General features: G+C 64.2%; 31 protein-coding genes, 1 tRNA gene and 4 pseudogenes. 19 read left to right on the forward strand and 17 right to left on the reverse strand.

Features of this window, described 5'->3' with window-relative positions:
- Window positions 1–18: 18 nt before the first annotated feature.
- The 4 genes from GNX96_RS28695 to GNX96_RS28710 form a co-directional block, all read right to left on the reverse strand.
- Window positions 19–399: a hypothetical protein gene (locus tag GNX96_RS28695; RefSeq protein ID WP_163570967.1), complete on the reverse strand. Its 381-nt coding sequence runs from the start codon at window positions 397–399 to the stop codon at window positions 19–21.
- A gap of 150 nt (window positions 400–549) precedes the next feature.
- Window positions 550–918, reverse strand: a complete 369-nt coding sequence (locus tag GNX96_RS28700) for a pyridoxamine 5'-phosphate oxidase family protein (protein WP_279581737.1) — start codon at window positions 916–918, stop codon at window positions 550–552.
- Window positions 915–1,529 (reverse strand): dihydrofolate reductase family protein, encoded by a 615-nt coding sequence (locus GNX96_RS28705; RefSeq protein WP_163570970.1) that lies wholly within the window; start codon window positions 1,527–1,529, stop codon window positions 915–917. Before GNX96_RS28705 ends, GNX96_RS28700 begins: the two co-directional genes overlap by 4 nt.
- A 53-nt stretch (window positions 1,530–1,582) precedes the next feature.
- On the reverse strand, window positions 1,583–1,978 hold the full coding sequence (locus GNX96_RS28710) for a DoxX family protein (RefSeq protein ID WP_163571144.1): 396 nt from the start codon (window positions 1,976–1,978) through the stop codon (window positions 1,583–1,585).
- A gap of 232 nt (window positions 1,979–2,210) precedes the next feature.
- Here GNX96_RS28710 and GNX96_RS28715 point away from each other — a divergent pair, with 232 nt between their 5' ends.
- The 12 genes and pseudogenes from GNX96_RS28715 to GNX96_RS55925 all read left to right on the forward strand — a co-directional run bounded on the left by GNX96_RS28715 (window position 2,211) and on the right by GNX96_RS55925 (window position 10,489).
- Entirely contained in the window at window positions 2,211–2,843 is a 633-nt protein-coding gene (locus tag GNX96_RS28715; protein WP_163570973.1) for a hypothetical protein, read from the forward strand.
- A gap of 418 nt (window positions 2,844–3,261) precedes the next feature.
- On the forward strand, window positions 3,262–3,888 hold the full coding sequence (locus GNX96_RS28720) for a histidine kinase (protein ID WP_279581738.1): 627 nt from the start codon (window positions 3,262–3,264) through the stop codon (window positions 3,886–3,888).
- Entirely contained in the window at window positions 3,885–4,169 is a 285-nt protein-coding gene (locus GNX96_RS28725; protein WP_163570978.1) for a sensor histidine kinase, read from the forward strand. Before GNX96_RS28720 ends, GNX96_RS28725 begins: the two co-directional genes overlap by 4 nt.
- The gene (locus GNX96_RS28730) at window positions 4,166–4,774 is read left to right on the forward strand and encodes a response regulator (protein WP_163570981.1); all 609 of its coding nucleotides are present in this window, start codon (window positions 4,166–4,168) and stop codon (window positions 4,772–4,774) included. Before GNX96_RS28725 ends, GNX96_RS28730 begins: the two co-directional genes overlap by 4 nt.
- A 43-nt stretch (window positions 4,775–4,817) precedes the next feature.
- Window positions 4,818–5,021, forward strand: a complete 204-nt coding sequence (locus tag GNX96_RS65075; protein ID WP_390624167.1) for a Scr1 family TA system antitoxin-like transcriptional regulator — start codon at window positions 4,818–4,820, stop codon at window positions 5,019–5,021.
- Window positions 5,011–5,244: a DUF397 domain-containing protein gene (locus GNX96_RS28735; RefSeq protein ID WP_279581739.1), complete on the forward strand. Its 234-nt coding sequence runs from the start codon at window positions 5,011–5,013 to the stop codon at window positions 5,242–5,244. Before GNX96_RS65075 ends, GNX96_RS28735 begins: the two co-directional genes overlap by 11 nt.
- Before the next feature lie 67 nt (window positions 5,245–5,311).
- Window positions 5,312–5,797 carry a hypothetical protein gene (locus tag GNX96_RS28740; RefSeq protein WP_279581740.1) on the forward strand — a complete coding sequence of 162 codons (486 nt, stop codon included), beginning with the start codon at window positions 5,312–5,314 and terminating at the stop codon, window positions 5,795–5,797.
- A 699-nt stretch (window positions 5,798–6,496) separates the two neighbouring features.
- A pseudogene (gene ltrA, locus GNX96_RS55915) lies at window positions 6,497–7,369 on the forward strand (group II intron reverse transcriptase/maturase); the annotation flags it as partial.
- Between the two features lie 132 nt (window positions 7,370–7,501).
- Window positions 7,502–8,734: an IS256 family transposase gene (locus GNX96_RS55920; RefSeq protein ID WP_279581768.1), complete on the forward strand. Its 1,233-nt coding sequence runs from the start codon at window positions 7,502–7,504 to the stop codon at window positions 8,732–8,734.
- Window positions 8,735–8,780: 46 nt separating this feature from the next.
- Window positions 8,781–9,242: a group II intron maturase-specific domain-containing protein gene (locus GNX96_RS28750; RefSeq protein ID WP_279581741.1), complete on the forward strand. Its 462-nt coding sequence runs from the start codon at window positions 8,781–8,783 to the stop codon at window positions 9,240–9,242.
- A 261-nt stretch (window positions 9,243–9,503) separates the two neighbouring features.
- Complete coding sequence (locus GNX96_RS28755) at window positions 9,504–9,935, forward strand: hypothetical protein (RefSeq protein ID WP_163570988.1); 432 nt, start codon at window positions 9,504–9,506, stop codon at window positions 9,933–9,935.
- A gap of 185 nt (window positions 9,936–10,120) precedes the next feature.
- Window positions 10,121–10,489, forward strand: a complete 369-nt coding sequence (locus GNX96_RS55925) for a DUF6444 domain-containing protein (protein WP_390624168.1) — start codon at window positions 10,121–10,123, stop codon at window positions 10,487–10,489.
- A gap of 212 nt (window positions 10,490–10,701) precedes the next feature.
- Here the strand turns inward: GNX96_RS55925 and GNX96_RS28760 are convergent.
- From GNX96_RS28760 to GNX96_RS28780, 6 genes and pseudogenes are all read right to left on the reverse strand, one after another.
- A tRNA-Arg gene (locus GNX96_RS28760) sits at window positions 10,702–10,777 on the reverse strand.
- Between the two features lie 78 nt (window positions 10,778–10,855).
- On the reverse strand, window positions 10,856–11,461 hold the full coding sequence (locus tag GNX96_RS55930; RefSeq protein ID WP_279581769.1) for a response regulator transcription factor: 606 nt from the start codon (window positions 11,459–11,461) through the stop codon (window positions 10,856–10,858).
- Window positions 11,462–11,878: 417 nt separating this feature from the next.
- Window positions 11,879–11,974 (reverse strand): annotated as a pseudogene (locus GNX96_RS55935) (hypothetical protein); the annotation flags it as partial.
- A 16-nt stretch (window positions 11,975–11,990) separates the two neighbouring features.
- Window positions 11,991–12,137 carry a hypothetical protein gene (locus GNX96_RS28770; RefSeq protein ID WP_163570991.1) on the reverse strand — a complete coding sequence of 49 codons (147 nt, stop codon included), beginning with the start codon at window positions 12,135–12,137 and terminating at the stop codon, window positions 11,991–11,993.
- Between the two features lie 29 nt (window positions 12,138–12,166).
- Window positions 12,167–12,622 (reverse strand): hypothetical protein, encoded by a 456-nt coding sequence (locus GNX96_RS28775; protein ID WP_279581742.1) that lies wholly within the window; start codon window positions 12,620–12,622, stop codon window positions 12,167–12,169.
- Between the two features lie 67 nt (window positions 12,623–12,689).
- Entirely contained in the window at window positions 12,690–13,010 is a 321-nt protein-coding gene (locus GNX96_RS28780) for a DUF3592 domain-containing protein (protein ID WP_163570993.1), read from the reverse strand.
- Window positions 13,011–13,014: 4 nt separating this feature from the next.
- On the opposite strand from GNX96_RS28780, the gene GNX96_RS28785 reads away from it, so the two are divergent.
- From GNX96_RS28785 to GNX96_RS28795, 3 genes and pseudogenes are all read left to right on the forward strand, one after another.
- Window positions 13,015–13,302, forward strand: a complete 288-nt coding sequence (locus GNX96_RS28785) for a hypothetical protein (RefSeq protein WP_163570994.1) — start codon at window positions 13,015–13,017, stop codon at window positions 13,300–13,302.
- 11 nt (window positions 13,303–13,313) lie between these two features.
- Window positions 13,314–13,751, forward strand: coding sequence for a single-stranded DNA-binding protein (ssb, locus tag GNX96_RS28790; protein ID WP_163570996.1), 438 nt, complete (start codon window positions 13,314–13,316; stop codon window positions 13,749–13,751).
- Window positions 13,752–13,827: 76 nt separating this feature from the next.
- Window positions 13,828–15,163 (forward strand): annotated as a pseudogene (locus GNX96_RS28795) (M20/M25/M40 family metallo-hydrolase).
- Window positions 15,164–15,167: 4 nt separating this feature from the next.
- On the opposite strand, the gene GNX96_RS28800 reads toward GNX96_RS28795, so the two are convergent.
- The 4 genes from GNX96_RS28800 to GNX96_RS55945 all read right to left on the reverse strand — a co-directional run bounded on the left by GNX96_RS28800 (window position 15,168) and on the right by GNX96_RS55945 (window position 16,913).
- A complete protein-coding gene (locus GNX96_RS28800) occupies window positions 15,168–15,446 on the reverse strand; it encodes a type II toxin-antitoxin system VapC family toxin (protein ID WP_163571147.1) in 279 nt (92 codons plus the stop codon).
- A 118-nt stretch (window positions 15,447–15,564) separates the two neighbouring features.
- Window positions 15,565–15,795: a type II toxin-antitoxin system Phd/YefM family antitoxin gene (locus GNX96_RS28805; protein ID WP_163570998.1), complete on the reverse strand. Its 231-nt coding sequence runs from the start codon at window positions 15,793–15,795 to the stop codon at window positions 15,565–15,567.
- 193 nt (window positions 15,796–15,988) lie between these two features.
- The gene (locus tag GNX96_RS55940; RefSeq protein WP_279581770.1) at window positions 15,989–16,420 is read right to left on the reverse strand and encodes a zinc-binding dehydrogenase; all 432 of its coding nucleotides are present in this window, start codon (window positions 16,418–16,420) and stop codon (window positions 15,989–15,991) included.
- A 16-nt stretch (window positions 16,421–16,436) separates the two neighbouring features.
- Window positions 16,437–16,913, reverse strand: coding sequence for an alcohol dehydrogenase catalytic domain-containing protein (locus GNX96_RS55945; protein ID WP_390624169.1), 477 nt, complete (start codon window positions 16,911–16,913; stop codon window positions 16,437–16,439).
- A 171-nt stretch (window positions 16,914–17,084) separates the two neighbouring features.
- Here GNX96_RS55945 and GNX96_RS28815 point away from each other — a divergent pair.
- The 4 genes and pseudogenes from GNX96_RS28815 (at window position 17,085) to GNX96_RS28830 (ending at window position 20,831) form a co-directional block, all read left to right on the forward strand.
- Window positions 17,085–18,621: pseudogene (locus GNX96_RS28815) on the forward strand (ATP-dependent DNA ligase).
- 457 nt (window positions 18,622–19,078) lie between these two features.
- Complete coding sequence (locus GNX96_RS28820; protein ID WP_163571000.1) at window positions 19,079–20,020, forward strand: tyrosine-type recombinase/integrase; 942 nt, start codon at window positions 19,079–19,081, stop codon at window positions 20,018–20,020.
- Window positions 20,021–20,114: 94 nt separating this feature from the next.
- Entirely contained in the window at window positions 20,115–20,327 is a 213-nt protein-coding gene (locus tag GNX96_RS28825; RefSeq protein WP_163571002.1) for a hypothetical protein, read from the forward strand.
- Between the two features lie 303 nt (window positions 20,328–20,630).
- Window positions 20,631–20,831 (forward strand): hypothetical protein, encoded by a 201-nt coding sequence (locus tag GNX96_RS28830; protein WP_279581744.1) that lies wholly within the window; start codon window positions 20,631–20,633, stop codon window positions 20,829–20,831.
- A 50-nt stretch (window positions 20,832–20,881) separates the two neighbouring features.
- Here GNX96_RS28830 and GNX96_RS28835 read toward each other — a convergent pair whose 3' ends face one another.
- The 3 genes from GNX96_RS28835 to GNX96_RS28845 form a co-directional block, all read right to left on the reverse strand.
- A complete protein-coding gene (locus GNX96_RS28835) occupies window positions 20,882–22,096 on the reverse strand; it encodes a hypothetical protein (protein ID WP_163571004.1) in 1,215 nt (404 codons plus the stop codon).
- Window positions 22,096–22,341: a hypothetical protein gene (locus GNX96_RS28840; RefSeq protein ID WP_163571005.1), complete on the reverse strand. Its 246-nt coding sequence runs from the start codon at window positions 22,339–22,341 to the stop codon at window positions 22,096–22,098. Before GNX96_RS28840 ends, GNX96_RS28835 begins: the two co-directional genes overlap by 1 nt.
- A 593-nt stretch (window positions 22,342–22,934) precedes the next feature.
- Window positions 22,935–23,225, reverse strand: a complete 291-nt coding sequence (locus GNX96_RS28845) for a DUF6197 family protein (RefSeq protein WP_163571006.1) — start codon at window positions 23,223–23,225, stop codon at window positions 22,935–22,937.
- Between the last annotated feature and the right edge of the window lie 37 nt (window positions 23,226–23,262).

Raw genomic sequence — 23,262 nt, forward strand, 5'->3', positions numbered from 1 at the left:
TTGACGCAAAGAGGGAAGTTACCTGATTCGGCCACGGATGCGTTCGATACACGCCTGGCTGTCCGCCGCGTTGACCATTCCCCGTGCGGCCCGGCGCCGCAGTTGCAAGATAACCATGTCCCCTAGGGGAGCGTCAGGCCATTTTCGCCATCGCTTCGTGAACCACATTGACTTCTTGAGATAAAGCCTGACCTCAGCTCGCTCGGCGGCATCCAGGTCGACCATGCGTCCGGTCGCGGACGCCATGACCTGACGCTGCCGGTGCCGGTCTGCGCGGTTCGGTGTCCGTTTGTTCTGTCGAATGTGTTTACGCGAACTCTTGTCGTTTTCGCCGTAGTCGTTGCGCCTATCCTTCGCATAGCTGAGCGCCTTCTTTTCCTGCGGACTCCCGTGCGCCACCGTCTCTACCTCCTTCCGCTACGTGACTCGATCATGGTAGGCACTGAGGCCATCGCGGTCCACGGTTTACTTCCAATTCGCCTTCGGTGAACGACACCAAACCCGCCGGCTACACTTGATCGCCAACGGTTCTACTCCTTCGACGTGTCCTCAGACCGCTCGAATCACGGCGAGCCGCTCGACTGCGTATTCATTGTCCCAGTAGACCGCGGCTCCCCACGCGGCCGATGCTTGCACAGCCATGTCGTACGCGCCGTCGTCGAGGCCCGCGGCGTTATGGGGCAGTACGAGATCGAGGTCTGGGATGTCGACCTGTGACTCGTCCCGGTCGATCAGTACGACCTGATTCGCGGTCACCCAGAGCACGTGGTTCGGGTCGAGCGGCGCGAAGAAGACCGGGGTAACCCACGGAACCCCGTTCTCGTCCGCGGTGCCGAGCACGAGGTACCGGTTCGCGGCGAGAACACGGTCGATCGCGGAAGGGTCGATTTTTCCGGCTGCCGCCTCGACTCGCTTCACCGCCGTACCTTGAATCGCAGGTGAAGCACACGCTCGCCCTGGATGACACGGGATCCTCGAGTAGGTGTTGCCGGTCGATGCTGCGAAAAAAAAAAGCGCCTGCCCGACCCGAACACCACCGGCACCACGTCCATGGCCACTTCGTCGACAAGGCCGGCCGCGAGGATCTGGGCGCCCACGTCACCGGCATTCACGGCGATGGTTCGCTCCCCGGCCAGTTCCTGGGCTTTGGCGATCGCCGCCGCCACATCGTCGACGAAGTGGTAGGACGCCTCGGGGTGCCAACCCTGCGGTTTGGGGCGATGGGACACGACGACCACGTGGTCGCCAGCGGGTGGGTCGCCTTCCCAACCGTTGACCAGGTCGAAAAGTCTGCGGCCCATGACGATCGTACCGAGTGAGTCCCACACCGACCTGACGTACGGCGCCGATGCTTTGGACACCCTGAAACCGCTTCCCGCCCCGGAATGATCGAAACCCTCACCGTCGGCCGCGGTGACAGGGGTGTCGCCGCTGAAATACCACTCGTGGAGGGGACCGACATCGTCCTCCTTCTCATCAGCGATGAAGCCGTCCACCGACACCACGTTGTGCATGACTACAGTGCCCATCGGATTCTCCTCAGACTGTCGCGCTCATGACTACAGTGCCCATCGGATTCTCCTCAGACTGTCGCGCTACGGATGGCGCCGCGGGGTTCGACGGCGTACGGCCCGAAACGGGCGAAGGCCACCAGGGCCGCGAAGATACCGAGAACGACCGGAAGAACGGCGCTCGCGGGCTGGCCGATGGCGATGTCGGTGATCGTTGCACCGACCATGGTCAGCACCAGTCCGGCGGCGGCGATGGGGGTCAAAACCGGCATGATCCGCGTTGCTGCCGGCAGGATCAGGCCGATCGCGTCCGGTACCTCAGCAGCGCCGGCGAGTTTCATCAAAACGACGGGTACGCCCGGAGCCATCAGCTGGAAGTCGCTTGCTGGTGTCAACAACTTGCCTCCGCCTGCGAAGAGAAATGCGATCGCCAAGAGAGCCGAGGCGATCCATACCGCGATTTTCATAGTGTTCTCCATCCGCTTCGATCTGACCTGGCACGGGCGGGGTTCGCCCGTGCGCCGCCACTGTCGCTCGACCGACGTGGCCATCGGCAGTGCTCCTCGGCATCGACCATCTGGACAAACTGCATGAGGGTGACGTGCAGATTGCACAAGTCGCCCGATGTTGGTGCGAGTGCGCCGCTTTGTCCCCTGGGAGACGGTCGCGCCGTGTCATCCTGGGCCAATGGACGGTCCCGTGCGAAGCGGCGAGCACAACCCGGGATCAGACGTACGTCCGACCGGCCTGCGAGCCCGTTCGATCGTCATGGTGGTGCTTGGCTGCGGTGCTGTCGCTCAGGTCGCCGACGCCAACCCGCACCCGTCCTACGCGTACGTGCCGTTTGTGCTCGTGCTCTACCTGTTGCCGTTCTGGTACGCCAGTGGCCGGCGCCGGGAGGTCTGGACCAGGTACGCGTGGGGCCTGCTGCTGCTCCAGGCGGTAGTGACCTGCCTGCCGTTCGCGATTTTCGGTCACAACTGGGTCGGTGGTGCGTCGGCCCTACTCGGCGGCCTGGTGCTCCTGGTTGTCCCGGGAGGGCGCGGATGGCTGTTCTTCGCGGGTCTGGCCGCGCTCGACATCTCCTGCTGGCTGTTGGTCGGACTGCCGTACGAGCCGGCTGTCAACGCGGTCGGGGTGGTTGTTGATCAGCTTCACCTTCCACGGCCTGACCCTGTACAGCCTGACCCGGTTGGCCGATCTCGTCGATCGCCTCGACGCGACCCGGACCGCCTTGGCCGAAGCTACCGTGACGCGGTTGCGGCTGGCGGCGACGGAGCGCGTCAGTACGGTGATCGTGCAACGGCTGAACGAACTCACCGTGCTGGCTGAGAAGGCAGTGCGGGCTGGTTCAGCCGACGACGCGCGGCATCATCTCGCGGCTGCCGGCCACGTCGCTCGGCAGGCAAGCGCGGACGCCAGACGCCTCGTCGTGGCGTTGCCCGAGACGCAGGCAGCATCCCCGAACGGTCCACAGTGTCGGCCGGTGTCTCACCGGCCCTCACCCGCGCCGTGAACACGGCCGTCACGGTCTGCTTCGCCGGCACCTTCCTGCTCAACGTCGTGTTTCCCGGTGAGGTGCCGCACCACAGCTGGGGTGTCGTGGCCATGGCGGTCGTGGTCGCGGCGGCCGTGATCGCGCTCCAGTGGAGACACGTCTGGTTCAGCGTCGTCGCGGCCCAACCGCTGCCTCGACCGCTGGGCTGGCCGTGGACGCTCGCAGCCCAGGCGGCTCTGTGCCTGGTGCTGTATGTATCCGGCCGCGGGTGCCGGCAGCATCGGCCTGCTCGCCTTCCCCTGCGCCAGTGGTCTTCTCTTGATCAGGCACTGGACCCGGTGGCTGGGCTTCGCCGCCATCGTCGTCGGCGTACCCATCCTGACCCTGCTCAACCCCGCCGATCTGCTGTCGTGGGGACACATCGTGAGCTGGTCGATTTATGCCGCCGCCACCGAGGCCAGCGCCTGCCTCCTCATTTACGGACTCGCGCAGTTCACTCGCGCCTCGGCACTCCTTGAGGACGTACGACGCGAGCTCGCCGACGGTGCGGCTGCCGGCGAGCACCTGCGGCTCGCCCGCGACACCCACGACACTCTCGGGCTCGGGCTGTCCACCGTTGCGTTGAAGACCGATCTCGCGGCGGCTCTGCTGGATCGCGACCCCGCTCGGGCACGCCACGAGATAGCGCAGCTGATGTACGTCGCAGGCGGTGTCAGACGGGACGCGCTCGCCGTCACGACCGGACAGATCCACCTCAACCTTGAACGCGAACTCGACGGCGCCGTGCACACACACTGCGCGCGGCAGGCATCACCACCACTATCGACCGGCAGAACTGCACACTGGCTCCGCCGGCTTGCGCTGCCTTCGCCGCGGTGACACGCGAAGCGGTCACCAACGTGCTGCGGCACAGCCAGGCCACGACGTGCACGATCACGCTGACCGCCGGCAACGGCGGCCGTACCCTCGCCATCACCAATGACGGGAGCGGCGATCTCCGAGCGTCAGGACAGGGATTGACCAACATGACGCAGCGAATCGAGGCGCTCGGCGGCGCAGTCCGTACGTACGCGAAAGACGGTGAATTCACGGTGACAGCCGTTGTTCCCCAACTCGCGACGAGTTACTCCCCGTCGGCACCGGCAGCGGTCGGCGCATGATCCGCATCCTGCTCGCCGAGGACACCGCGATACTGCGCGACACCCTCGCAGCGGTCCTCAACCTCCAAGACGACATGGAGGTCACGGCCGAGGTCGCCACCGGCGATCGCATTGTCACAGCCGCCCGCCAGTACAAACCCGATGTGGCGCTCCTGGACATCGACCTGCCCGGAGTCGACGGCCTGACTGCCGCGGCGGTCCTGCACGACCAGCTGCCCGAATGCCGCGTACTGATCCTGACCGCGCTTGCCGTGCCCGCCAACCTGCGTATCGCCCTGGAGGCTCACGTCGCCGCCTTCTTCCTCGCCAAAGACACCCCCGCCGCCGAACTGATCCACGCGATCCGCATCGTCGCCGCCGACGGCCGCGTCATCGATCCGGCCCTCGCGCTGGCCACCCTCCAAGCTCGGCCCAGTCCCCTGACCGACCGCGAAACGGACGTGTTGCGGCTGCACTCCGAGGGGCTCGATCCACGTGAAATCGCCTCTCAGCTCTACCTGTCGTACGGAACAGTCAGGAACTACCTGGCCTCCGCGTCCGACAAACTCGGCGCCCGCAACCGCATCCACGCCATCAAGATCGCCACCGAGAACCAGTGGCTATAGGAGAGCCTTGGAGTCCCTAGCCGCTGCGTAGTTGGGCAGTTCGATGCCGTTGATCGCGCGTTCGACCAGCGCGGTGGGTGCTTCCATATTGGGCTCCGGACTCGGCTCGGCATCCGCCGGCGAACTGTTCCTGGAGTCGCCAGCTGAGATCGATCGCCTCAACGCTGTATACGACCATCTTCGTACACTGTCGATGTCACCGGCAGAGTCGGTGAAGTTGATAAAGGAGCACGCAAGTGGAACCTAACGTCTGGATTACATCCAGCCGGTCGGGCAACAACGGGCAGTGTGTCGAGGTACGCAATGCCAGCACTCACGTCGATGTCCGTGACAGCAAAATCGAGCGGGTGGCATGCTCACCGTCTCGGCCGACACCTGGAAGACCTTCACCCGTGGCCTCTGTGACGGCACTCTGTCGACCGACGACTAGCCAACCTCACGACGCAACGAAGCGCCCTGGTCGAACCTGACCAGGGCGCTGTTACATATTGTGACGATCTGCTGACAGTTGGCATACTTACTGGCAGACTGCCAGCTATGCCGGAGTCATGGGAAGAGTCCATGGCCAAACTTCAGCGTATCCAGAACCGCTATAAGGGCATGGTCCTTGGCCAGGAACGCAACGACTGGACGAACCGCACTGCGAGTGACCTGCAACGTGGCGTTCGGTCGGTGTGGTCACCTCGACAACAGCAATGGATACAGCCGTTCTGCATGAGCGCTCTCATCTGTACCGACCAGGCTGGCGACAACGAACAGCGCCTGATCACGGCCTCTGGTGACTACGGCCGTATCCCTGACGAGCTGGTGGACATCGTCGAGGCTTACGGCTTCCAGACTGTGCCGCTTGACAACGAGCGACTACATGCCGAAGCCCGCGGTGTCCGGTGGGTGGATCTCAACGGCCTGAAGCTCCAGTCGATTAGCGCCGGTTTTGATGTCTGCTACGACTGTGAGTGCGCGCCACGAGGCGCTGCTGTATCGGATGGGGGTGAGAGACCATCCATCTCTTCGTCATCGTAGTGGCGGAGTGAAGCTGGAGGCAGCCTGAGCCGAGGGTCGTCGGTGAGGGTGGGAGCAGCCTCGACAAAGTCGCGTCGGCTCGGTACTGCCGGATGGGCCGGGCGTGGTGAGCAAGACGGGAAGGTATACGCGAGGAACCGGTGTTGTTACGCCTCTTAACATGGCGCCAGCTCAAATCCGGTGGATACGGGCTGGAACGCGGCGCGCACCCACCTTTTGCGGGTGGGGAACTCCTTGTCTGGGTCTTCGCAGTCTGGGCGGGAGGCCATGGTGAATTGTCTACGGCGTAGCCGTGGCGATGCCGCAGGGGCAAAGCCGGGTGCCTAACCCGTCAACCGAACAGCAGTGAACGTGGGAACCGTCCGTGACCGCTCCGCGCCAAGCCTTCGACCAGAGGGTCGGGGTGCGGATAGGTCCGATGCCGACCGAAGGCGCGGATGGGGCGGAGCCGCCGTAGTACTCCGAGCCGGGGAAAGCCTGGCGCATGGGGAAGGGCGGCAGCGTGTCAGTTAGGGAGGGAATGCAATGTCCGAAGACGTGTCGGTGAATACCGGCGCTGTGTTGTGGCCGGATCCCGATTCGGCTCGCGGCACGGTACGGAGGATGCAGACCAAACTGCACCATTGGGCGGGAGAACGTTTCCTCTCGCCGGTTTGGTGACCTGTCAACCTCAACCTCGTCTACGCTCCAGCGTTTCTTATGTACGCGTGGGAACGCGTGTCCAACAACGCTGGGGCGAGGACTCCGGGTGTCGACAAGGCCACCGTGGCCTGGATCGAGACTCGGGTCGGGGTCGGGGAGTTCTTGGGCTATATCCGTGACTCGCTGAAATCCGGTGAGTTCCGGCCGATCGAAGTACGACAGGTCATGATCCCCAAGGGGACGACCGGGAAAGTCCGGAAACTCGGGATTCCCACTGTCGCCGATCGCGTAGTCCAGGCAAGCCTCAAAGCGGTGCTGGAGCCCATCTTCGAGGCGGATTTCCAACCGTGCTCGTATGGCTTTCGCCCGAACCGGCGCGCACACGACGCTGTTGCCGAGATTCATCTTTTCGCCACCAACCCCAGGAATTACCACTGGATATTGGAGGCGGACATCAAAGCCTGTTTCGATGAAATATCGCATACGGCTTTGATGTGTCGCCTACGGGCGAGAATCAAGGACAAGAGAGTCTGCGCGCTGGTGAAGGCCTTCCTGAAGTCCGGGGTCATGACGACGTCCGGCGATCGGGAAGAAACAGTGACCGGGACCCCGCAGGGCGGAATCCTCTCTCCGCTGCTGGCGAACATCGCCTTGTCCGCGCTGGACGAGCACTTTGCCCAGCAATGGCACCGGGAGATGGGAACCGCATACCAGCGGAGCAAACGCAGACGTAATGGCCTCGGCGTGTGGAGACTCATTCGCTATGCGGACGATTTTGTCCTCATGGTGGACGGGCAGCGCCACCACGCCGAGACACTGCGGGAGGAGGTGGCAGCTGTACTCGACCTTCTGGGGTTACAGCTGGCACCGGAGAAAACCCGTGTTGTCCATATCGATGAGGGCTTCGACTTCCTCGGCTTCCACATCCGTCGGGCGTGTCATGCCAAGTGTGTAAGCCGGAGGTGTACCAAGATCGACTGGCCTGTTGGTTGGTCGGAAGGGACACCGTATGACTCGGAACATTTCGTCTCGTCGTGTGATGATGAGACGGCGGCTGCGCGGCTGACGGGGGCGCTCTCGACCGCGACGATCGATGCTCTACTAGCGGACGCGAAGGCCACTGGGACGCCGGTAGACGGGGCGAACGGTCTGCTGAACCAGATGACCAAGGCGGTGCTGGATCGGACGTTGCAGGTCGAGATGAGCGACCACCTGGGCTATGAGCACGGCGCGCCGGAGGGACGCGGGTCCGGCAACTCCCGGAACGGGCTAACCCGCAAGACCGTGTCCACGCTCAGCGGCCCGGTCCAGATCGAGGTGCCGCGGGACCGGAACGGGACGTTCGAGCCCACGATCGTACCCAAACGTGCCCGTCGTTTGGGGAATATCGATGACATGATCCTGTCTTTGTACTCGCGAGGAATGACAACTCGTGACATCGAGGCGCATTTACTTGAAATATATGGAGTAAACGCGTCCCGGGAGTTGATCTCGAACATCACCGACGTGGTCGTCGACGAGATCAAGCTGTGGCAGTCACGGCCGCTGGACGAGGTCTACCCGATCCTCTACATCGACGGGATCCGGGTCCGAATCAAGGACAACGGCGTGGTCACCACCAAGGTCGCGTACCTGGCCATCGGAGTGGACGTGGACGGCCGCAAACACTCCCTCGGATGCTGGATCCAGGACACCGAGGGAGCCAAGTTCTGGGCCAAGGTCCTGACGGACTTGCGCAACCGCGGCGTGCGGGACATCCTCATCGCGTGCTGCGACGGGCTGACCGGGCTCCCGGACGCGATCCGCTCAATCTTCCCTGACACCGTAGTGCAAACCTGCGTCGTGCACGTCATCCGCAACGCCATGCGGTTCGTGTCCTACAAGGACCGCAAACCACTGGCCGCGTCGATGCGCGAGATCTATACCGCGCCCACCCTGGAGGCCGCCGAGCTCGCCCGCGACGCGTTCGCCAAGACCCACGGCAAACAATACCCCGGAGCCGTCGACGTGTGGAACAACGCCTGGAACGACTTCACCCCCTTCCTGGACTACCCCGCAGAACTCCGGAAAATTGTCTACACCACCAACCAAATCGAATCCATCAACTTCCAACTCCGCAAAATCACCAAAAACCGCGGACACTTCCCCGACAAAGACGCAGCCATGAAACTCATCTACCTCGGACTACGCAACATCTCCACCCAACGCGGCGGAGCCTCAGGAACAGGCACCTGGGGCTGGAAAATAGCACTCAACACCCTCACCCAACTATTCCCCGGCCGCCTAACATTCTGATATAATAAGACAAGTAAGCCAATCACCTCCGGCTTACACAGAAATCGTGACAGGCTCCATCCGTCGGATGCGCAAACCAGGAACGCAGAAGCAGTACGTCTACACCATCCCGTCCAAGAAGGCCATCGCGTCGATCAAGGGCAAGGTAAAGGCCAAGACGTACAGGTCAACCCGGCACATGGACCTGGATGAACTGCTCGTCAGTCTCAACCGGACATTGAAGGGATGGGCGAACTATTTCCGACACGGCGTGTCTGCGGCTGTATTCAACGCGATCGACAGCTTCACATGGAAGCGGATCATGCGCTGGATACGTGCCAAGTACGCAGGCAAACACCAGCTCGGAATGACCGAACTCCGCCGCCGGTTCTGCGACAGAGGATGGCGATTCGCCCACAACGGGACCATCTTCAGCGGCGCATCCAGCGTCGCCATCACACGTTACCGCTACCGCGGCAACACCATCGCAACCCCATGGTCCCCCAAACCAGCAGCCACCAACGGCTAACCAGTGGCCAAGACACGCGGAGAGCCCGATGCCGGGAGACCGGCACGTCGGGTTCGGAGGGCGGCGCAGGGAAACGGACCGGTGGCCACATCGGCACCGCGCCCTGTGCCGACCCTACCGACCTCTGTTCGGCGCACGGTGTCAGACCAAGCACCATGACCAAACGGCAACGTGAAGCCAACAAGCGTCAGGGACCACCGCCGCCAGGGTTGAACCCCTGGAGCCCACTGATCCACCGAAACCACCGAAAGGCCCGAGCATATGACTGCCAGCCGCCTGCGCACTCTTGATGTTGACCTCTGGCAGCGGTTGCATGCCAGTAGCGAAACCATCCAACGGCATGTGGTCGCAACCTTGATCCACATGGTGATGGACGAAGCCCCCGTCACCTCTGGCCGCGAGCAAGTTGAAACTGCCTTGGCCGCCGGCGCCTTCGGTGATAGCGAGTTGCGTACTTGGCTCCAACAGACTGCCGATGCTGTGGCCGCCGCTAGTTATGAAGCTGACGAACTTGACCACGACCAGGTGGAAGCCAGACGACTGACACGACAGATGACCGGGTACAAGGCTGCCTACCTTGCCCTTGATGTCGATCCGGCCAAAGCTGCTGGTGAAGTGGCGTATGAGGCGATGGTGTTACTGGGGCAATCTCCGACAGGTCATACTATCCAGCAGCTTCTCAACGTGAATTAGCATCGATGATAACGTGCACTATAAACGTTTGTTGACAAATGAGAGAATTGATGTGACTATGTAGTAGGCAATAATAACTATATATACACATCGTAACTGGTCAGGCGATTTCCTGCGTGTCTCCGGGGTTTCGTGTTTTATGGTTGGATAATTGGTTTGTGGCGAGGTCGACGTATGACCAGCTTGTGGAGTTGGTTGCTGAGCAGGCTGAGCAGATCGCGTTGTTGAAGGCTGAGAATGTGGCGCTTCGTGAGCGTGTCGCGGAGTTGGAGCGGCGGTTGGATCAGAATTCTCGTAATTCGTCTCGTCCGCCGTCATCGGATGGATTGGGCAAGCCGGCGCCGAGGTCGTTGCGGGGCAAGTCTGGTCGCAAACCGGATGGGCAGCGCGGGCATCATGGTCAGACATTGGAGCAGGTGGGCGATCCAGACGAGGTGATTCGCCATGAACTCGCGGCGTGTGGTGGTTGCGGTGGGGATCTGGTTGATGCTGTGCAGGCTGGTGTAGAACGTCGTGTGGTGTGCTCTGTGTCGCGCCTTGAACGATCAAGGTAAACGTTTGCTCAACCAAGGTCTGTTCGAGCGGCTGTTGCTGTCCGTGGACGGTGATCATCGTGCCGTCGTGAGTGATTACAAGCTCACACCGCCGGCCAGAGAGCTTGCTTCCTTGGTGCCCAAGTCAAACGGTTCCACCACTGGTGGAACCGTGACCGTACCGATGTTGCTTGGATGTGCGCACGATGACGAAGTTTCTAATACCGACTCTATGGTGCCCCCGGCAGGAATCGAACCTGCGACCAAGTGCTTAGAAGGCACCTGCTCTATCCGCTGAGCTACGGGGGCGGGACCGGCAGCACAGGGGAGCGTGAGCCCGGTCCCCGTACGCCGCGCGACAACAGGGTAGCGGCTCACAGCTTGGGTTCACAGCCAGCCGTTCTGCTGAGCCACCCTCGCCGCTTCGGTACGGTTGCGAGTTCCGGTTTTCCCGATGGCGGCGGACAAGTAATTGCGCACGGTGCTCTCGGACAGTCGCAGCGCGACAGCGATGTCGGTGATAGTGGAGCCGTCCACGCCGGCGCGGAGTACGTCCTGCTCACGGCCGGAGAGCGGGTTGGCGCCGGCGGACAGCGCGCTGGCGGCGAGGTCGGCGTCGACGACGCGCTCGCCGGCGACGACACGGCGGATGGCGGTGGCGAGGTTTTCCACCGGGGCGTCCTTGACCAGGAAGCCGCTGGCACCAGCCTCCATCGCCCGCCGCAGGTAGCCAGGGCGGCCGAAGGTGGTCAGGATCAATACGCGGCATTCGGGCAGCTCAGCGAGCAGATCGGCGGTCGCGTCGATGCCCGTACGGCCGGGCATCTCGATGTCCAGCAGGGCCACGTCGGGGCGGGACGTACGAGCCGCTGCCAGCACTTCGTCGCCGGAGGAGACCTGCGCGACGACTTCCAGGTCGGGCTCCAGGTTCAGCAGCAGCGCGAGAGCGCCTCGCATCATTTGCTGGTCCTCGGCCAGCAGCAGCCGGATCACGGTCGCACCGGTGTGTGTGGCGGTCAGGGTGAAGCCATCTGGTACGGGGCCGGCGTCCACCCGGCCACCCGCGGCCGACAGTCGTTCGGCGAGACCGCGAAGGCCCGTACCAGCGCTCCCGACTGCCCCACCAGCGCCGTCGTCTCGCACCTGGAGCTCGGCGATTCCGTCTCGTACGCGCAGGCTGATCGTGCACTTCCGGGCGTGACTGTGCCGGATCACGTTGGTGACCGCCTCTCGTACGCACCAGCCGAGCAGGCTTCGGGCCGCCTCAGGCAGCTCTTCGGCCGACTCACTTATGGACATCTCGATGCCGGCATCAGCCAGCGCGGACCGGGCGTGGGTGAGCTCGGCGTCCAGGTCTCGTGGGCGGTAACCGGTCACCGCCTCGCGGATCTCGGTGAGTGCCTGCCGGCCGACCGTCTCGATGTCGGCGGCCTGGAGCGCCGCCTGGTCCGGATCGGTGTGGACCAGCCGGCGGACGACCTCCGCCTTGATCACGACCAACGACATCGTGTGGCCGAGCAGGTCATGCAGGTCGCGGGCGAAAACGCGCGCGCTCCTGGTCGACCGCGAGCCGGGCCAACTCCTCGCGGGCCGCCCGCAACTCCATGATCGCGGTGCCCATGCCACGGAAGGCGAGGACCACCAGTCCGGCCAGCGCCACCGTCACCACCGAGCTGACGACCGCACCGGGGTGCCCGCTCAGCCAGGTGGCTGACGCCGCCAGTACGACGGTGCCCCCGCGACGGCGGCCGCGGCCTGCCGCGGCGAGGTGAAGGCCAGCGCGCAGCCGGCCGCGAGAAACAGGAACGTCAACCCCCAGCTGTCCCCGTACGCCCAGGTCAGGACCAGTGCGAGGACAGTCGACGGCGCCAGCATGGCGGCCCGCCAGCGGCCCAGCCACTGCCAGCGGCCCAGCACGGAGTAGGCCACCGCCGCCAGCAGCGCCACGAAAAAAACCAGCAGACCGGCGCCGGCCAGCAGTGGGTACGCGATCCGGCCGGTCAGTACGTCCGCGGCCGGGCCGACCAGTGCCAGCAGCCAGGCGAGTGGCACGAACGTACGGAAGCCGTACCTACGTCGGCCGGCGGTTTCCGGCCAGAAGAAGGTCACGTGCTGTCCACCGAAGCTGTCGCCATCAGCGCGTACGTTACCCAAGAACGCACTCGGCGATAGGAGCGAAGGGCCGCTGATCCTGCGCTCGCCGTGACAAATGTCCCGGTTTTCAGCCCAGATGCAGGAAATCCCAGCCGAGCGAAGGCAGCGACACGGCCGCGAGCAGCAGGCCGGCGACGATGGCGGCGGCCCCGCAGATCAAATAGGTCCACGGCTGCGTACGGGTGTCGAAGCCGTCGACCAGAACATTCCCCGGATCGTCCGGCAGATACCGCACGGTCAGTTGCCGGCCGGGCCGGATTGTCTTGGAGGAAGCCAATCGGCGGGTCGAGCGGGACGCGGTGGAGGAGGTGGTGACGATCCGGTCGGCGGCCGCCCGGAACCGGACCACCGCCCGCGAGCCCCAGCCGCCGGAGCGCCGCAGGCTCACCAGGGTGCCCCCGCGCGGCCCTGCCCTGCCGCCGCAGCATCGCGTGCCGGCGCAGCTCGGCCAGCCCACCGCCCACGTAGACGAGCCCGACCAGGACCAGCAGCGCGCCCACCGCGACCAGCACGATCAGTCCGAAATGGCTGTCCACGTACGAAGCCTAGTGGTGTGGCCTAGCACGTCGGCGCCGCTGTTCGAGGTTTTCCCCAGCCCCGGTCGTTGTCCACAGATTCGCGCTGGCCAGGCTGGCGGCCGGTTTCGGCGCGGCATCGTGGTGCGGGTAGGCCACCGCTGAGAGGAGCTGACATGACAAGCGAGCCACTGGTGACGATGACCGGATGGTTGGCCACCGTGCCCGTGATCAAGGAAGTCCGTAACGGGCAGGTGGTGTGCAATTTCACCCTTGCCTCCACCCCGCGGCGGTATGACCGGGAGATCCAGGCCTGGCGGGACGAGGAGACCCTGTTCCTGCGGATCACCTGCTGGCAGCAGATGGCCAAGAATGTCGCGGCCAGCATCACCAAGGGGGATCCGATCGTGGTGCACGGCAAGTTTTCCATCCGGCGGTATGAAAAAGATGGCCAACAACGGGTGTCCAACGAGATCTCCGCGTTCAGCGTCGGACCGAACCTGGAGTTCGGCCAGGCCGTGTTCACCAGGATCTCGACGGCCCCGGCGCCGGCCCAGCCGCTGCGCGAGGCGGAGGTCATGGCCGAAATGCAGGAGACGCCATTGGCCGCATAACGAGTTCGCGACAGGCGAGGTGGCCGCCGGCGGAAGACCACTAGGATTTGGGTTCGTGACTGACAACGATTCCCAGGTGTCCGAGCTGCGTGCCGCTGTCGAGCGGGTGCTTCCGTCCGTACGAGCCGACCTGGAGCGGCTGGTCCGCATCCCCAGTGTCAGCGTCGCCGACTTCGACCAGGCGTTTGTGCGCCAGTCGGCCGAGGCGGTCGCAGAGCTGTTCCGTGAGGGTCGGGGCCGCCGACGTGCAGATCCTGTCGGTGCCCGACGGTGCTCCGGCCGTGGTGGCGAAGTTCCCGGCGCCCGAAGGCGCGCCGACAGCGCTGCTCTACGCACACCATGACGTGCAGCCGCCGGGGGCGGAAGAGCTGTGGGAGACCTCGCCGTTCGAGCCGACCGAACGCGATGGCCGGCTGTACGCGCGTGGTGCCGCCGACGACAAGGCCGGGATCGCCGCGCACCTCGCGGCGCTGCGGGCGTACGACGGCAAGCCGCCGGTCGGCGTGACCATCTTCGTCGAGGGTGAGGAGGAGATCGGTTCGCCGACGCTTGGCAAGTTCCTCGCCGCGTACAAGGAGCAGCTGTCCAGTGACCTGATGGTGCTTGCCGACTCCAGCAACTGGGCCATCGGCCAGCCGGCGCTGACGGTCAGCCTGCGTGGGTTGGTCGACTGCTACGTGAACGTGAGGACGCTGGAGAAGGGCGTGCACAGCGGCATGTTCGGCGGCGCCGTGCCGGACGCGCTGACCGCGATGTGCCGGCTGATGGCGACCCTGCACGACGACGAGGGCAACGTCGCGATCCCGGGGTTCGCGGCGGCACCGGACAGTGACCTGGACATCCCCGAGGACCGGATGCGCGAGGAGGCAGGCATGCTCGACGGTGTCGACCTGATCGGCAGCGGTTCGCTGACCAGCCGGGTCTGGACCCAGCCGTCGGTCACCGTGCTAGCCATCGACTCGCCGGCCACCGCCAAGGCGTCGAACACGCTGCAGCCTTCCGCGCGTGCCAAGGTCAGCCTGCGGGTGCCGCCTGGCACCGACGCGAAGGACGCCTTCGCGGCGCTGGAGAAGCACCTTCTCGACAACGCGCCGTGGAATGTGCAGGTCACCGTCGACCCGGGTGAGATCGGCCAGCCTTACGCGATCGATGCCACCGGCCCACGCTACGACGCGGCTCGGGAGGCCTTCGCCGAGGTGTGGGGCGTGGAACCCGTCAACATGGGCATCGGTGGGTCGGTGCCTTTCCTCGCCGAATTCGCCGACGCCTTCCCCGGCGCGGCCCTGTTGGTCACCGGCGTGGAAGACCCCGCCTCCGGTGCCCACGGCCCCAACGAAAGCCTGCATCTCGGCGAATTCGAGAAGGTCTGCCTCGCCGAGACCCTTCTCCTGCACAAACTCTCCCAGCTCTGACTTTCTATAGCAGGACTGGGCGAAGTTTGAGGTCGGCGATGGGCTCGAAGTCCCGGTCCGCGGTGATGAGAACGCGGCCGGTGTGGACGGCGGCCGCGGCGATCATCAGGTCAGGGCGACTGCGCGTCAGCCCACGAGCAGCGGTCGCGGCGGCGAGGCGAGCGTGCACCAGGGCCACCGGGATGGTGTAGTCGACGACCTCGAACGTCTCGATTGCGCGCATGAGGAACCGACGACGCTGCTCCCGATGGGCGTCGTCGGCGCGCTCGACCCCGTATCCCAGCTCACCGAGCGTCTGACGGACACGGCCACGTCGATGTCCTGCGGCTGAGTCGCGGCTTCGAGGGTTAGCTTTCCGCGCTCCAGGGCGATCAGGATGTTGGTGTCCAACAGCACCTTGGTCACCGCGGCGGCTCTCCCCACATGGCCGCGTGCGCCTCTTCGATGGCGGTCGCGAAGGCCGGGTCGGGCTGGCGGTCGGCGTAGAGGGCGATGAGCGCCTCGCGGTTGGACCGTTCGTACGGGCGGAGCATGGCGACCGGGAGACCGTCGCGAGTCACCGTGATCATCTCGCCTTCCTCGGCCCGCCGGACGGCTTGGGCGACGTTACGTGACAGCTCGGAGATGGCCATGGTCGTCTCTTTCGGTGCGCCCGCGATCATGTACATACACTATCAGTATATGTACATAACCCTGAGCTGGTTTTCTTCCTTGACCTCCGCAACGCTAGTCGAACGGGCCTGCTGACCGCTGTCGTCGTCCACAGCGGGCATCGGATGCCGCCAGCGTTATCCACAAGGACGCCTACTGGCCGGCGGCGTCCCGTCAGGGGACGGCGATGACCTTGCCGGTGGCCTGGTTGGCCTCCATGTAGCGGTGTGCTTCGACGATGTCGTCGAGACGGAAGACGCGGTCGATGTTCGGCTGGTACGTCCCCGCGGCGACCTCGTCGAGGATTCGCTGGAGTGCCGACGCGCCGGCGGCGCCCTTGAAATCGTCGCTGTGATAGGCGGTCAGCTTGGTGCCGGACGGGATCATCGCCACTGGTTCGAAGCTCGGGATCGCCCAGCTGCCGCTGAGCATCCCGCTCACGCAGACGGTGCCACCCGCACGTACGAGATGGAGCGAGTCGACGGTGGTCGGGGCACCGACCAGGTCCAGGATGTAGTCCGGTCCGTCCGGCCAGATTCCCCTGACCTGCTCGGCAAGATCGTCGCCGTGGTCGAGGACGACGTGGTCGGCGCCGCCGGCCCGCAGCGCCTTCGACTTGTCCTCACGGCGGGTGGTGGCGGCCGGGTCTCGACCCCGTGGCCCTTAGCCATCGACAGCGCGGCCATCCCCCGACGGACGAGGTGCCGCCGCGTACGAGCAAGCGTCCCCCGGCGGCGATGCCGAGCACGTCAAGGGACCCCTGCGTGGTCAGGTACGTCTCCGGCAGCGCGGCGAAAGTCTCCCAGTCCAGGTCGGTGCGGACCGGCATCAACAGCGAGTCGGGCAGCAGCGCGTACTCGGCGTACCCGCCGTCGAACTCGCGACCCATCTCGCCCATGATCGCGGCGACCTTGGCGCCTACCGGCAAAGTCGCGGACTCGGCGATGACGCCGACACACTCGATCCCCAGTACGCGTGGGAAAACCACGTTGGGGGAGTGGCCCTGGCGGGTCATCAGCTCGGACCTGTTCAGTCCGAAGCCTTTCACCTCGATCACACTCCAGCCGTCCTTGATGGCCGGGCGGGGGATATGGCGCACTTCGATGACCTCCGGGTCACCGGCTCGCAGGCAGACGGCGGCACGCATGGCAACTCCTTCTCGCGACTGGCGACGACTGTCGGACCTGCGCGCTACCGTACCGACCATGACCTGGCATTACCTTCTGGCGTACGGGCCCGCGCCGGCTCGTTCGACGGTCGGAGTCGTTGGATGCTGCTGATCAGGCTGGTGGAGACCTCAGCCGCGGTGGGCGCCACCCGCAGCCGGTTGGCGAAGGCGGAGCTGCTGGCTGCGGTGTTGCGCGAGCTGGCACCGCACGAGCGGCTGCCCGCGGTCGCCTATCTGTCCGGTGAGCTGCGGCAACGCCAGATTGGCGTGGGGTGGCGAAGCATTCAGGACGTGCCCTCGCCGGCCGCTGAGCCCAGCTTGACGGTCGCTGAGCTCGATGCCGCGTGTGCCGACATCGGCGAGACTTCCGGTGCTGGTTCGCAGGCTCGTCGGCGGGAGTTGCTCGGCGCTCTTTTCGGCAGGGCGACCGAGGTCGAGCAGGAGTATTTGCGGCGGTTGCTGACCGGGGAGCTGCGGCAGGGCGCGCGTTGGCTGGGCTGATGGTGGACGCGATAGCCAAGGCGGCCGGGTTGGACATCGGGCTCGTACGACGGGCGGCCCTGCTGTCCGGGGACCTGCGGGCTGTCGCGGCGGCCGGGCCGGGCTGGGCGGTGGCGCATCGGCTCTGGAGGCGTTCGCGCTCCAGGTCGGGCGGGCGCTGGAGCCGATGCTCGCGGGGACGGCACCGGACATCGACGCCGCGATCGAGAAGGTCTGCCCGGCGGCGGTGGAACACAAGCTGGACGGCATCCGCATCCAGGCGCACCGCGACGGTGAGCGGGTGTGGCTTTTCACCCGCAGCCTCGATGACGTGACGGCTCGGCTGCCGGAGGTCGTCGATTGCGTACGAGCGATGCCGGTCCAGACTGTTGTGTTGGACGGCGAGGTCATCGCACTCGACGAAGCCGGCCGACCGCGCAAGTTCCAGGTGACCGCCAGCCGGACCGGCCAGCGCGGTGACCCGGAGCGCCTGCGTAAGGAAATGCCACTGACCGCCGCTTTTTTCGACATCCTGCACCTGGACGGCGTCGACTTGTTGGACGAGCCGGGTTCGCGGCGCTGGGAGGCGCTGGTTTCGGTCGTCCCGCCGCCGGCTCGGATCAGTCGTCAGGTCGTGGACAACGCGGAGGCCGCCGGTGAGGTTTACGCCCAGGCGCTGGATGCTGGCCATGAAGGCGTGGTGGTCAAGGCCCTCGATGTGCCGTACCAAAACGGCCGCCGCGGCCGCGGCTGGCTGAAGGTCAAGCCGCGGCACACCCTCGACCTGGTGGTGCTCGCGGTGGAGTGGGGTCATGGCCGGCGCCGTGGCTGGTTGTCCAACCTGCACCTTGGCGCCCGCGACGAGGAGACCGGCGAGCTGGTCATGCTTGGCAAGACCTTCAAAGGCATGACCGACGAAATGCTGGCCTGGCAGACCGAAAGACTCCGCGAGCTGGCGGTCGACGAGAACGACTGGGTGGTGCACGTACGCCCCGAGCTGGTCGTAGAAATCGCCTTCGACGGCGTGCAGGGCAGCACCCGCTATCCGGGCGGGATGGCCCTTCGATTCGCTCGCGTGCTGCGTTATCGCGAAGACAAGAAAGCCTCCGAAGCCGACACCCTGCAACTTGTAAGAGAAATTTACGAGGGTCGCTCGTAAATGAGGTCTGTCTCAACTCCACTGGCTATCGAGTATGAAGTGAAGGGTTCTTGAGATCGATCTGGCGGCGACAACCGACCAGCCCCAGAAACCTCACGAGTCGCAAAATTTTCGTCTACGCGCGTCCTCAAACCCACCCCCCACCCGATCTGGGTGGGGGCCAATTTATACAAGGGGGTACGACAGTTCTGCGCCGTTGAGTGACCAACCCGCTAGCTTCCACCCTCACCTCAGGCTTGCTGACCTGCGCAAACACAACCCTCGTCGTAGGCCATCGCGCGGCCCGTTGAGTGACCAACGGGGTCCGAAGAGCTGTGAAGTTATCAATTTGCGTGCCGACAAGGCGGCAGGCAGTCGGAAGCATGAGCCGATAGCGATACTCACTAGTAGTAGCCGTACGGACGATGACCGTTAGGACAGCCAACAACCACCAAAAGACTCAATCGAAAAAGCTGTGATGAGGATCATCATCTACTCAGACGCTGCTTGTGCGTCTGAGCCGGTCAAGGCACAGGAGGTAAGCGCGATGGAGCGCGAAAACACAGAGGCCGCTACGTGGCAGCGTCGGAAAAACGATCTAGCGGGCTCGGCGGCGAATGATTATTTCCGCGCCTTGCGGATGCAGCGTCTGTCTACCAACACGATTTATGGCTACCGTCAGGGTTTGCGGAAATTGAGCAAATTCGCTGAATCGGTAGGCACGACGCTAGACGCCCTGACGACCGAGCAAATCGAATGCTATCAGGAAACCCGCGGAGAACTCGGCCTAGCTGACTGCGAGCCTAGTTCGGCGTTCTGGCATCTGGGTATCGGCGTTCGCTACTACCGATGGCTGCAGCGCCGGCATCTCCGGGACGACAACCCCTTTGACGACATCGTCATGCCCAAGGTTCCGAAGGCCGTCCCGCACCCGATGCCCGAGCCGTCCATCATGCGCGCGCTGGAAGCAGCCCCGCCACGGATCCGGATCTGCATCGCCATGGCTCGCGGATGCGGGGCGCGAGCGGACGACATCGCTCGATGCCGCATAGAAGACCTAGAACGGGAAGCCGAGAACCCGACTGCGATACTCCGCGGGAAGTCCAAGACCCGGCACGTGCCGCTGACGCCGTGGCTGCTGGACGAGATAGAACGGTACCTGAACACGCTACCTATCGAGCATCGTACGCGCGGACCGCTGATCCGTAGCCGCGTTTCGCCGTACGGCTCGATCGGGCGGAACTACATCAGCAAACAATGTGGTGCCTTCTTCCGGGATCAGGGTGTCAGCCAGCGGCTGCACGGATTGCGTCATTCGTTCTGTACCACGCTTCGCCAGGGTGGCGCGGACGCCTTCACGATCAGCGAAGCCGCGCCGGCCACGAAAGCGTGCGCACCTCCCAGATATACACGCAGATAGCTCAGACCGAAGTACGTGCAGCCATGCTGCTCGCACAGCCGCAACCACTCGGCATGACGCGTCCACGAGATTTCGAGTTACGAGAGGATACCGCGTGATGTTTGTTCCTAGGCAACGAATCGACGACGCCTACCGCATTGCGCATCAGCGGCATGTAGTGCTGGTTGCGCTGAAAAAGGCTGGTTGCGAAACGATCGACGAAGCCATTCAGCTCATCAGCGCTCCGTGCCCTGCTGACGCCGCCGAAGCTGAGCGTCGATTTGCCCTTATCCGAATGTTGTCCGACCAGAAAGGCGCACGCCTGTGAGTACCCGCCTAGTCTACCGCGGAAAGCACCGCGCAATCGGACGCTTGAACGCGTTCCTGCTCACATTCAATGCGCTTCTCGTCGGTGCTCGATGACTCGCCGCGGCAAAATACTAGCCGGCCTAGGCGTGTCTCTTGGCGCCTGGTCGTCGTAGTGGCGTGTGGCGCCGGCTCCCCGAGCGCGAGTCCTGCGCCCACAGCGGCGTCCACGAAGGCCACGGACAGCCGCACAGACAAAGGCTGGACGATCCTGTCTCTGAGCCTCAAGGACGACGGTACCGGCGATTTCGGGGGCACCGCGAGGGTGCGTAACGACAACGGCGGAACGATGTCCGCCACCTTCACGCTCACGGTTCTGAAAGCCGGCAACCCAGTCGCCTCTATGCAGGGAGCATCGGAGAGCGTCGCGGCCGGCCAGACGGTCACCGTGGACTGGGTCAGCCAGGACAAGTACGTTGGCGGTGCTGGATTCACCACCGCATTTCAGTGTGACAGCACGTTCTAGCGGTTAGCGCGAAGCCCCGGCCGCTTGATTGGGTCGGGGCTTTGTGCTGTCTAGTCTGTGAAACTTCCTACAGACGGGGAATCCTCTTGCTGTTGGACGTTCGCGTTGAACCATGCTGCAGCCTCGTCGGACCAATAACCGACCGATGTCAAGAACCCAGGTGCGTCGGCAGCGGCCTTCTTCTTGGACAGCCCGCGATTAATGACCCGCCGCGCATCTTTCAGCGCGGTTTCGGCGACTGCGTGTTTCGCCTCCAGCGCGCGAATCTGGTCCTGCTGAGCAGCGCGCACGCGCTCGTGCTCGGTGATCTGAGCCTGCAGCGCGTCATGATCTTCGCGTACATGGGTCAGATCGGCGAAATTCACTTTGCGCCGTGCCTCCGAGACGGCGATACGGCTCCGAAAAACGTGCGCCTCATTGCGGAACTCGTCCAGATTGACGAGCGCCTGGCGGACGGACTCCACCGGATTGCCGACACAAGCAGCTGCGTACTGCTGGCACAAGTCTTGTATTTCGTCCAGCTTGCGTCCGAGTTCGTCACGTTCGTCACGTGCGGCGAACTTCTCGTCAGCGACCGTTATAACCAGATCGAACAATCGCGTGCATTCCGCACGGGCTTCGTCGGCTTCGGCTTCGGCCAGCGCGCGTCCTTTTTCGGCGTCCCGTGCCTCATCCCGATACGCATCCCACATGACCTGAGCCGCCGTCTTGTCAGCCCTTAGACGTTCGACATCGACCATGGCGGCCACCAGCTCACGTCGCCGAAGGCGCAACTCTTCAAGGACTTTGCCGCCATCGTCGCGGTCGGCGGTGTAGGCGGCCCAGCTGGCCGGGCCTTTGACAACGGCCCACTCCGGGCGGGCTTCGGTTTCGGGCCGTGCGCTTCGGGGCTCCCGGATTTCGCGATATACGCACGTCTCAACAACGTAGGTGCGGTCTTCATCGTTAGTGGTTCGCCAGACAATGAAGTCCACGTCTTGGCCCTGCCAGGCGCCGTCAACGAAACTCACGATCTGCACCCAGGTAGACTCCGGCCATGAGTCACGTCGGACGTACCGCTTACTCGGGTCCAGCACCGTGCCGGCCGGCAACGGCGGACCCGGCGGGGTGATGTCTGTGTAGCCCCAACCGACAGAAGCGTCTGCTCCCATCCAGCTGCCCTCGCGGTCGTACCACCGTCCGTCGGTCTGACGTTCGCGGTACTTGCCCCGATACAGCGCCGTGGTCCCGACCTCGTAGCTCGTCATACTGCCGTCTCCAGTCATCAAAAACTGCCTTCGGCCACGGCGAATACCGTCAGCCCTCGTGCCGCCGCTTCCTCTTGTCTCACACGGAATTTCAGGGCGCTGACCAAGTCCGCTGCGTGGCGGTATGCCTCGACTTTGCCGAAGAGACGCGAACCATCGTTGCCGGCTCCCGCTTCGCGAGACAGGATCAGACTCGCGTCGGCCTTGTCCCTTAGCGTCGCGTCCAGCTCGCACAGCTCGTCAATCAAATCGGTGATGGTCATGCCGCTCTCCGCGTATCGTGAGTGTGATCCGCCGCCCGGCTATCTCGGATGTGTCCCAGGGTGGCGAGTCGGTCAGCGAGTGGCGCCAGGGTGTCGCGGGCTTCGTCTTCGCGTAGCATGCGGCGGAATCGGATAGCTCGCGCTGAGTCGCCACCTGAACCAGGACGTACATCAAGATGCACGCGAACAGAACGAAAACCGTGCGGCTTGATTGGAATATCTCGAACGTCCATGCCGGTGTATGGTCCCAGAACCACACGTAGATTTCGGTCACGGCACTAACTCCCGCTCCCACGCCTGGAAGTGCTCCGCCACGTCAGCCGGAACCTGGTACGTGACGACCAGAGGGCGCCGTGCCTGAATCGCAGCCCATAGGCGGAGAATCAGCGATAGCGTCATGAGGCCGGCAAATACCACGAGGATTGCGGAAAAGATCATGGCGCACCTTCCCTACGTGTGATGGGTGCGGACGCGACCGTCCGGACATTTGAAATCGGGAGTGCAGATCGACGAACCGGGCGGTAGTGCGTAGCCAGTTTTGATGGGTGGCTTTCCCTTTGCGGCGTGCTTGCAAAGCACGGGAACCAGCGCGGTCACTCCGCAGCCGCTGCGCGCATCGCGGTCACGACTTCGACGTGCGTGTGGGCGTCGTTCCAGTCAGCTATAGCAAGACTGCCGTCGTTGAGCGGAATTCCGGCAAAATCCGCCAGGCGTGCGAAGGCGGCCCGCTGGATTGGCCAGCTGTCGCTGTTTGGAGCGATCCACCGGATAGCCAGCGCGGCACAGAGGCTTCCGCCGGGCGACGGCAAGTCACCCTGCCCGTCCCACCATCCGTGCTTGTCGATCAGGTCGGCGGCTTTTACAAGTACCTCGCTGGGGGTCATGTCGGGTCCTGTCTCTCAAGTGGATACCAGCCAGCTG

The organism is Fodinicola feengrottensis, from assembly GCF_010993775.1.
In the GTDB taxonomy this organism is placed as follows: Bacteria; Actinomycetota; Actinomycetes; order Mycobacteriales; family HKI-0501; genus Fodinicola; species Fodinicola feengrottensis.

Excerpts from the sequence above, each read along its gene's own strand:
- GNX96_RS65075 (WP_390624167.1), top strand. The coding sequence starts at position 4,818 with ATGCCGTTGATCGCGCGTTCGACCAGCGCGGTGGGTGCTTCCATATTG.
- GNX96_RS28835 (WP_163571004.1), bottom strand. The coding sequence starts at position 22,096 with ATGACTGGAGACGGCAGTATGACGAGCTACGAGGTCGGGACCACGGCG.
- GNX96_RS28805 (WP_163570998.1), bottom strand. The coding sequence starts at position 15,795 with ATGGCCATCTCCGAGCTGTCACGTAACGTCGCCCAAGCCGTCCGGCGG.
- GNX96_RS28720 (WP_279581738.1), top strand. The coding sequence starts at position 3,262 with ATGTATCCGGCCGCGGGTGCCGGCAGCATCGGCCTGCTCGCCTTCCCC.
- GNX96_RS28740 (WP_279581740.1), top strand. The coding sequence starts at position 5,312 with ATGCCGGAGTCATGGGAAGAGTCCATGGCCAAACTTCAGCGTATCCAG.
- GNX96_RS28820 (WP_163571000.1), top strand. The coding sequence starts at position 19,079 with ATGAGGATCATCATCTACTCAGACGCTGCTTGTGCGTCTGAGCCGGTC.
- GNX96_RS28705 (WP_163570970.1), bottom strand. The coding sequence starts at position 1,529 with ATGGGCACTGTAGTCATGCACAACGTGGTGTCGGTGGACGGCTTCATC.
- GNX96_RS28730 (WP_163570981.1), top strand. The coding sequence starts at position 4,166 with ATGATCCGCATCCTGCTCGCCGAGGACACCGCGATACTGCGCGACACC.
- GNX96_RS28755 (WP_163570988.1), top strand. The coding sequence starts at position 9,504 with ATGACTGCCAGCCGCCTGCGCACTCTTGATGTTGACCTCTGGCAGCGG.
- GNX96_RS28840 (WP_163571005.1), bottom strand. The coding sequence starts at position 22,341 with ATGACCATCACCGATTTGATTGACGAGCTGTGCGAGCTGGACGCGACG.
- GNX96_RS28845 (WP_163571006.1), bottom strand. The coding sequence starts at position 23,225 with ATGACCCCCAGCGAGGTACTTGTAAAAGCCGCCGACCTGATCGACAAG.
- ssb (WP_163570996.1), top strand. The coding sequence starts at position 13,314 with ATGACAAGCGAGCCACTGGTGACGATGACCGGATGGTTGGCCACCGTG.
- GNX96_RS28710 (WP_163571144.1), bottom strand. The coding sequence starts at position 1,978 with ATGAAAATCGCGGTATGGATCGCCTCGGCTCTCTTGGCGATCGCATTT.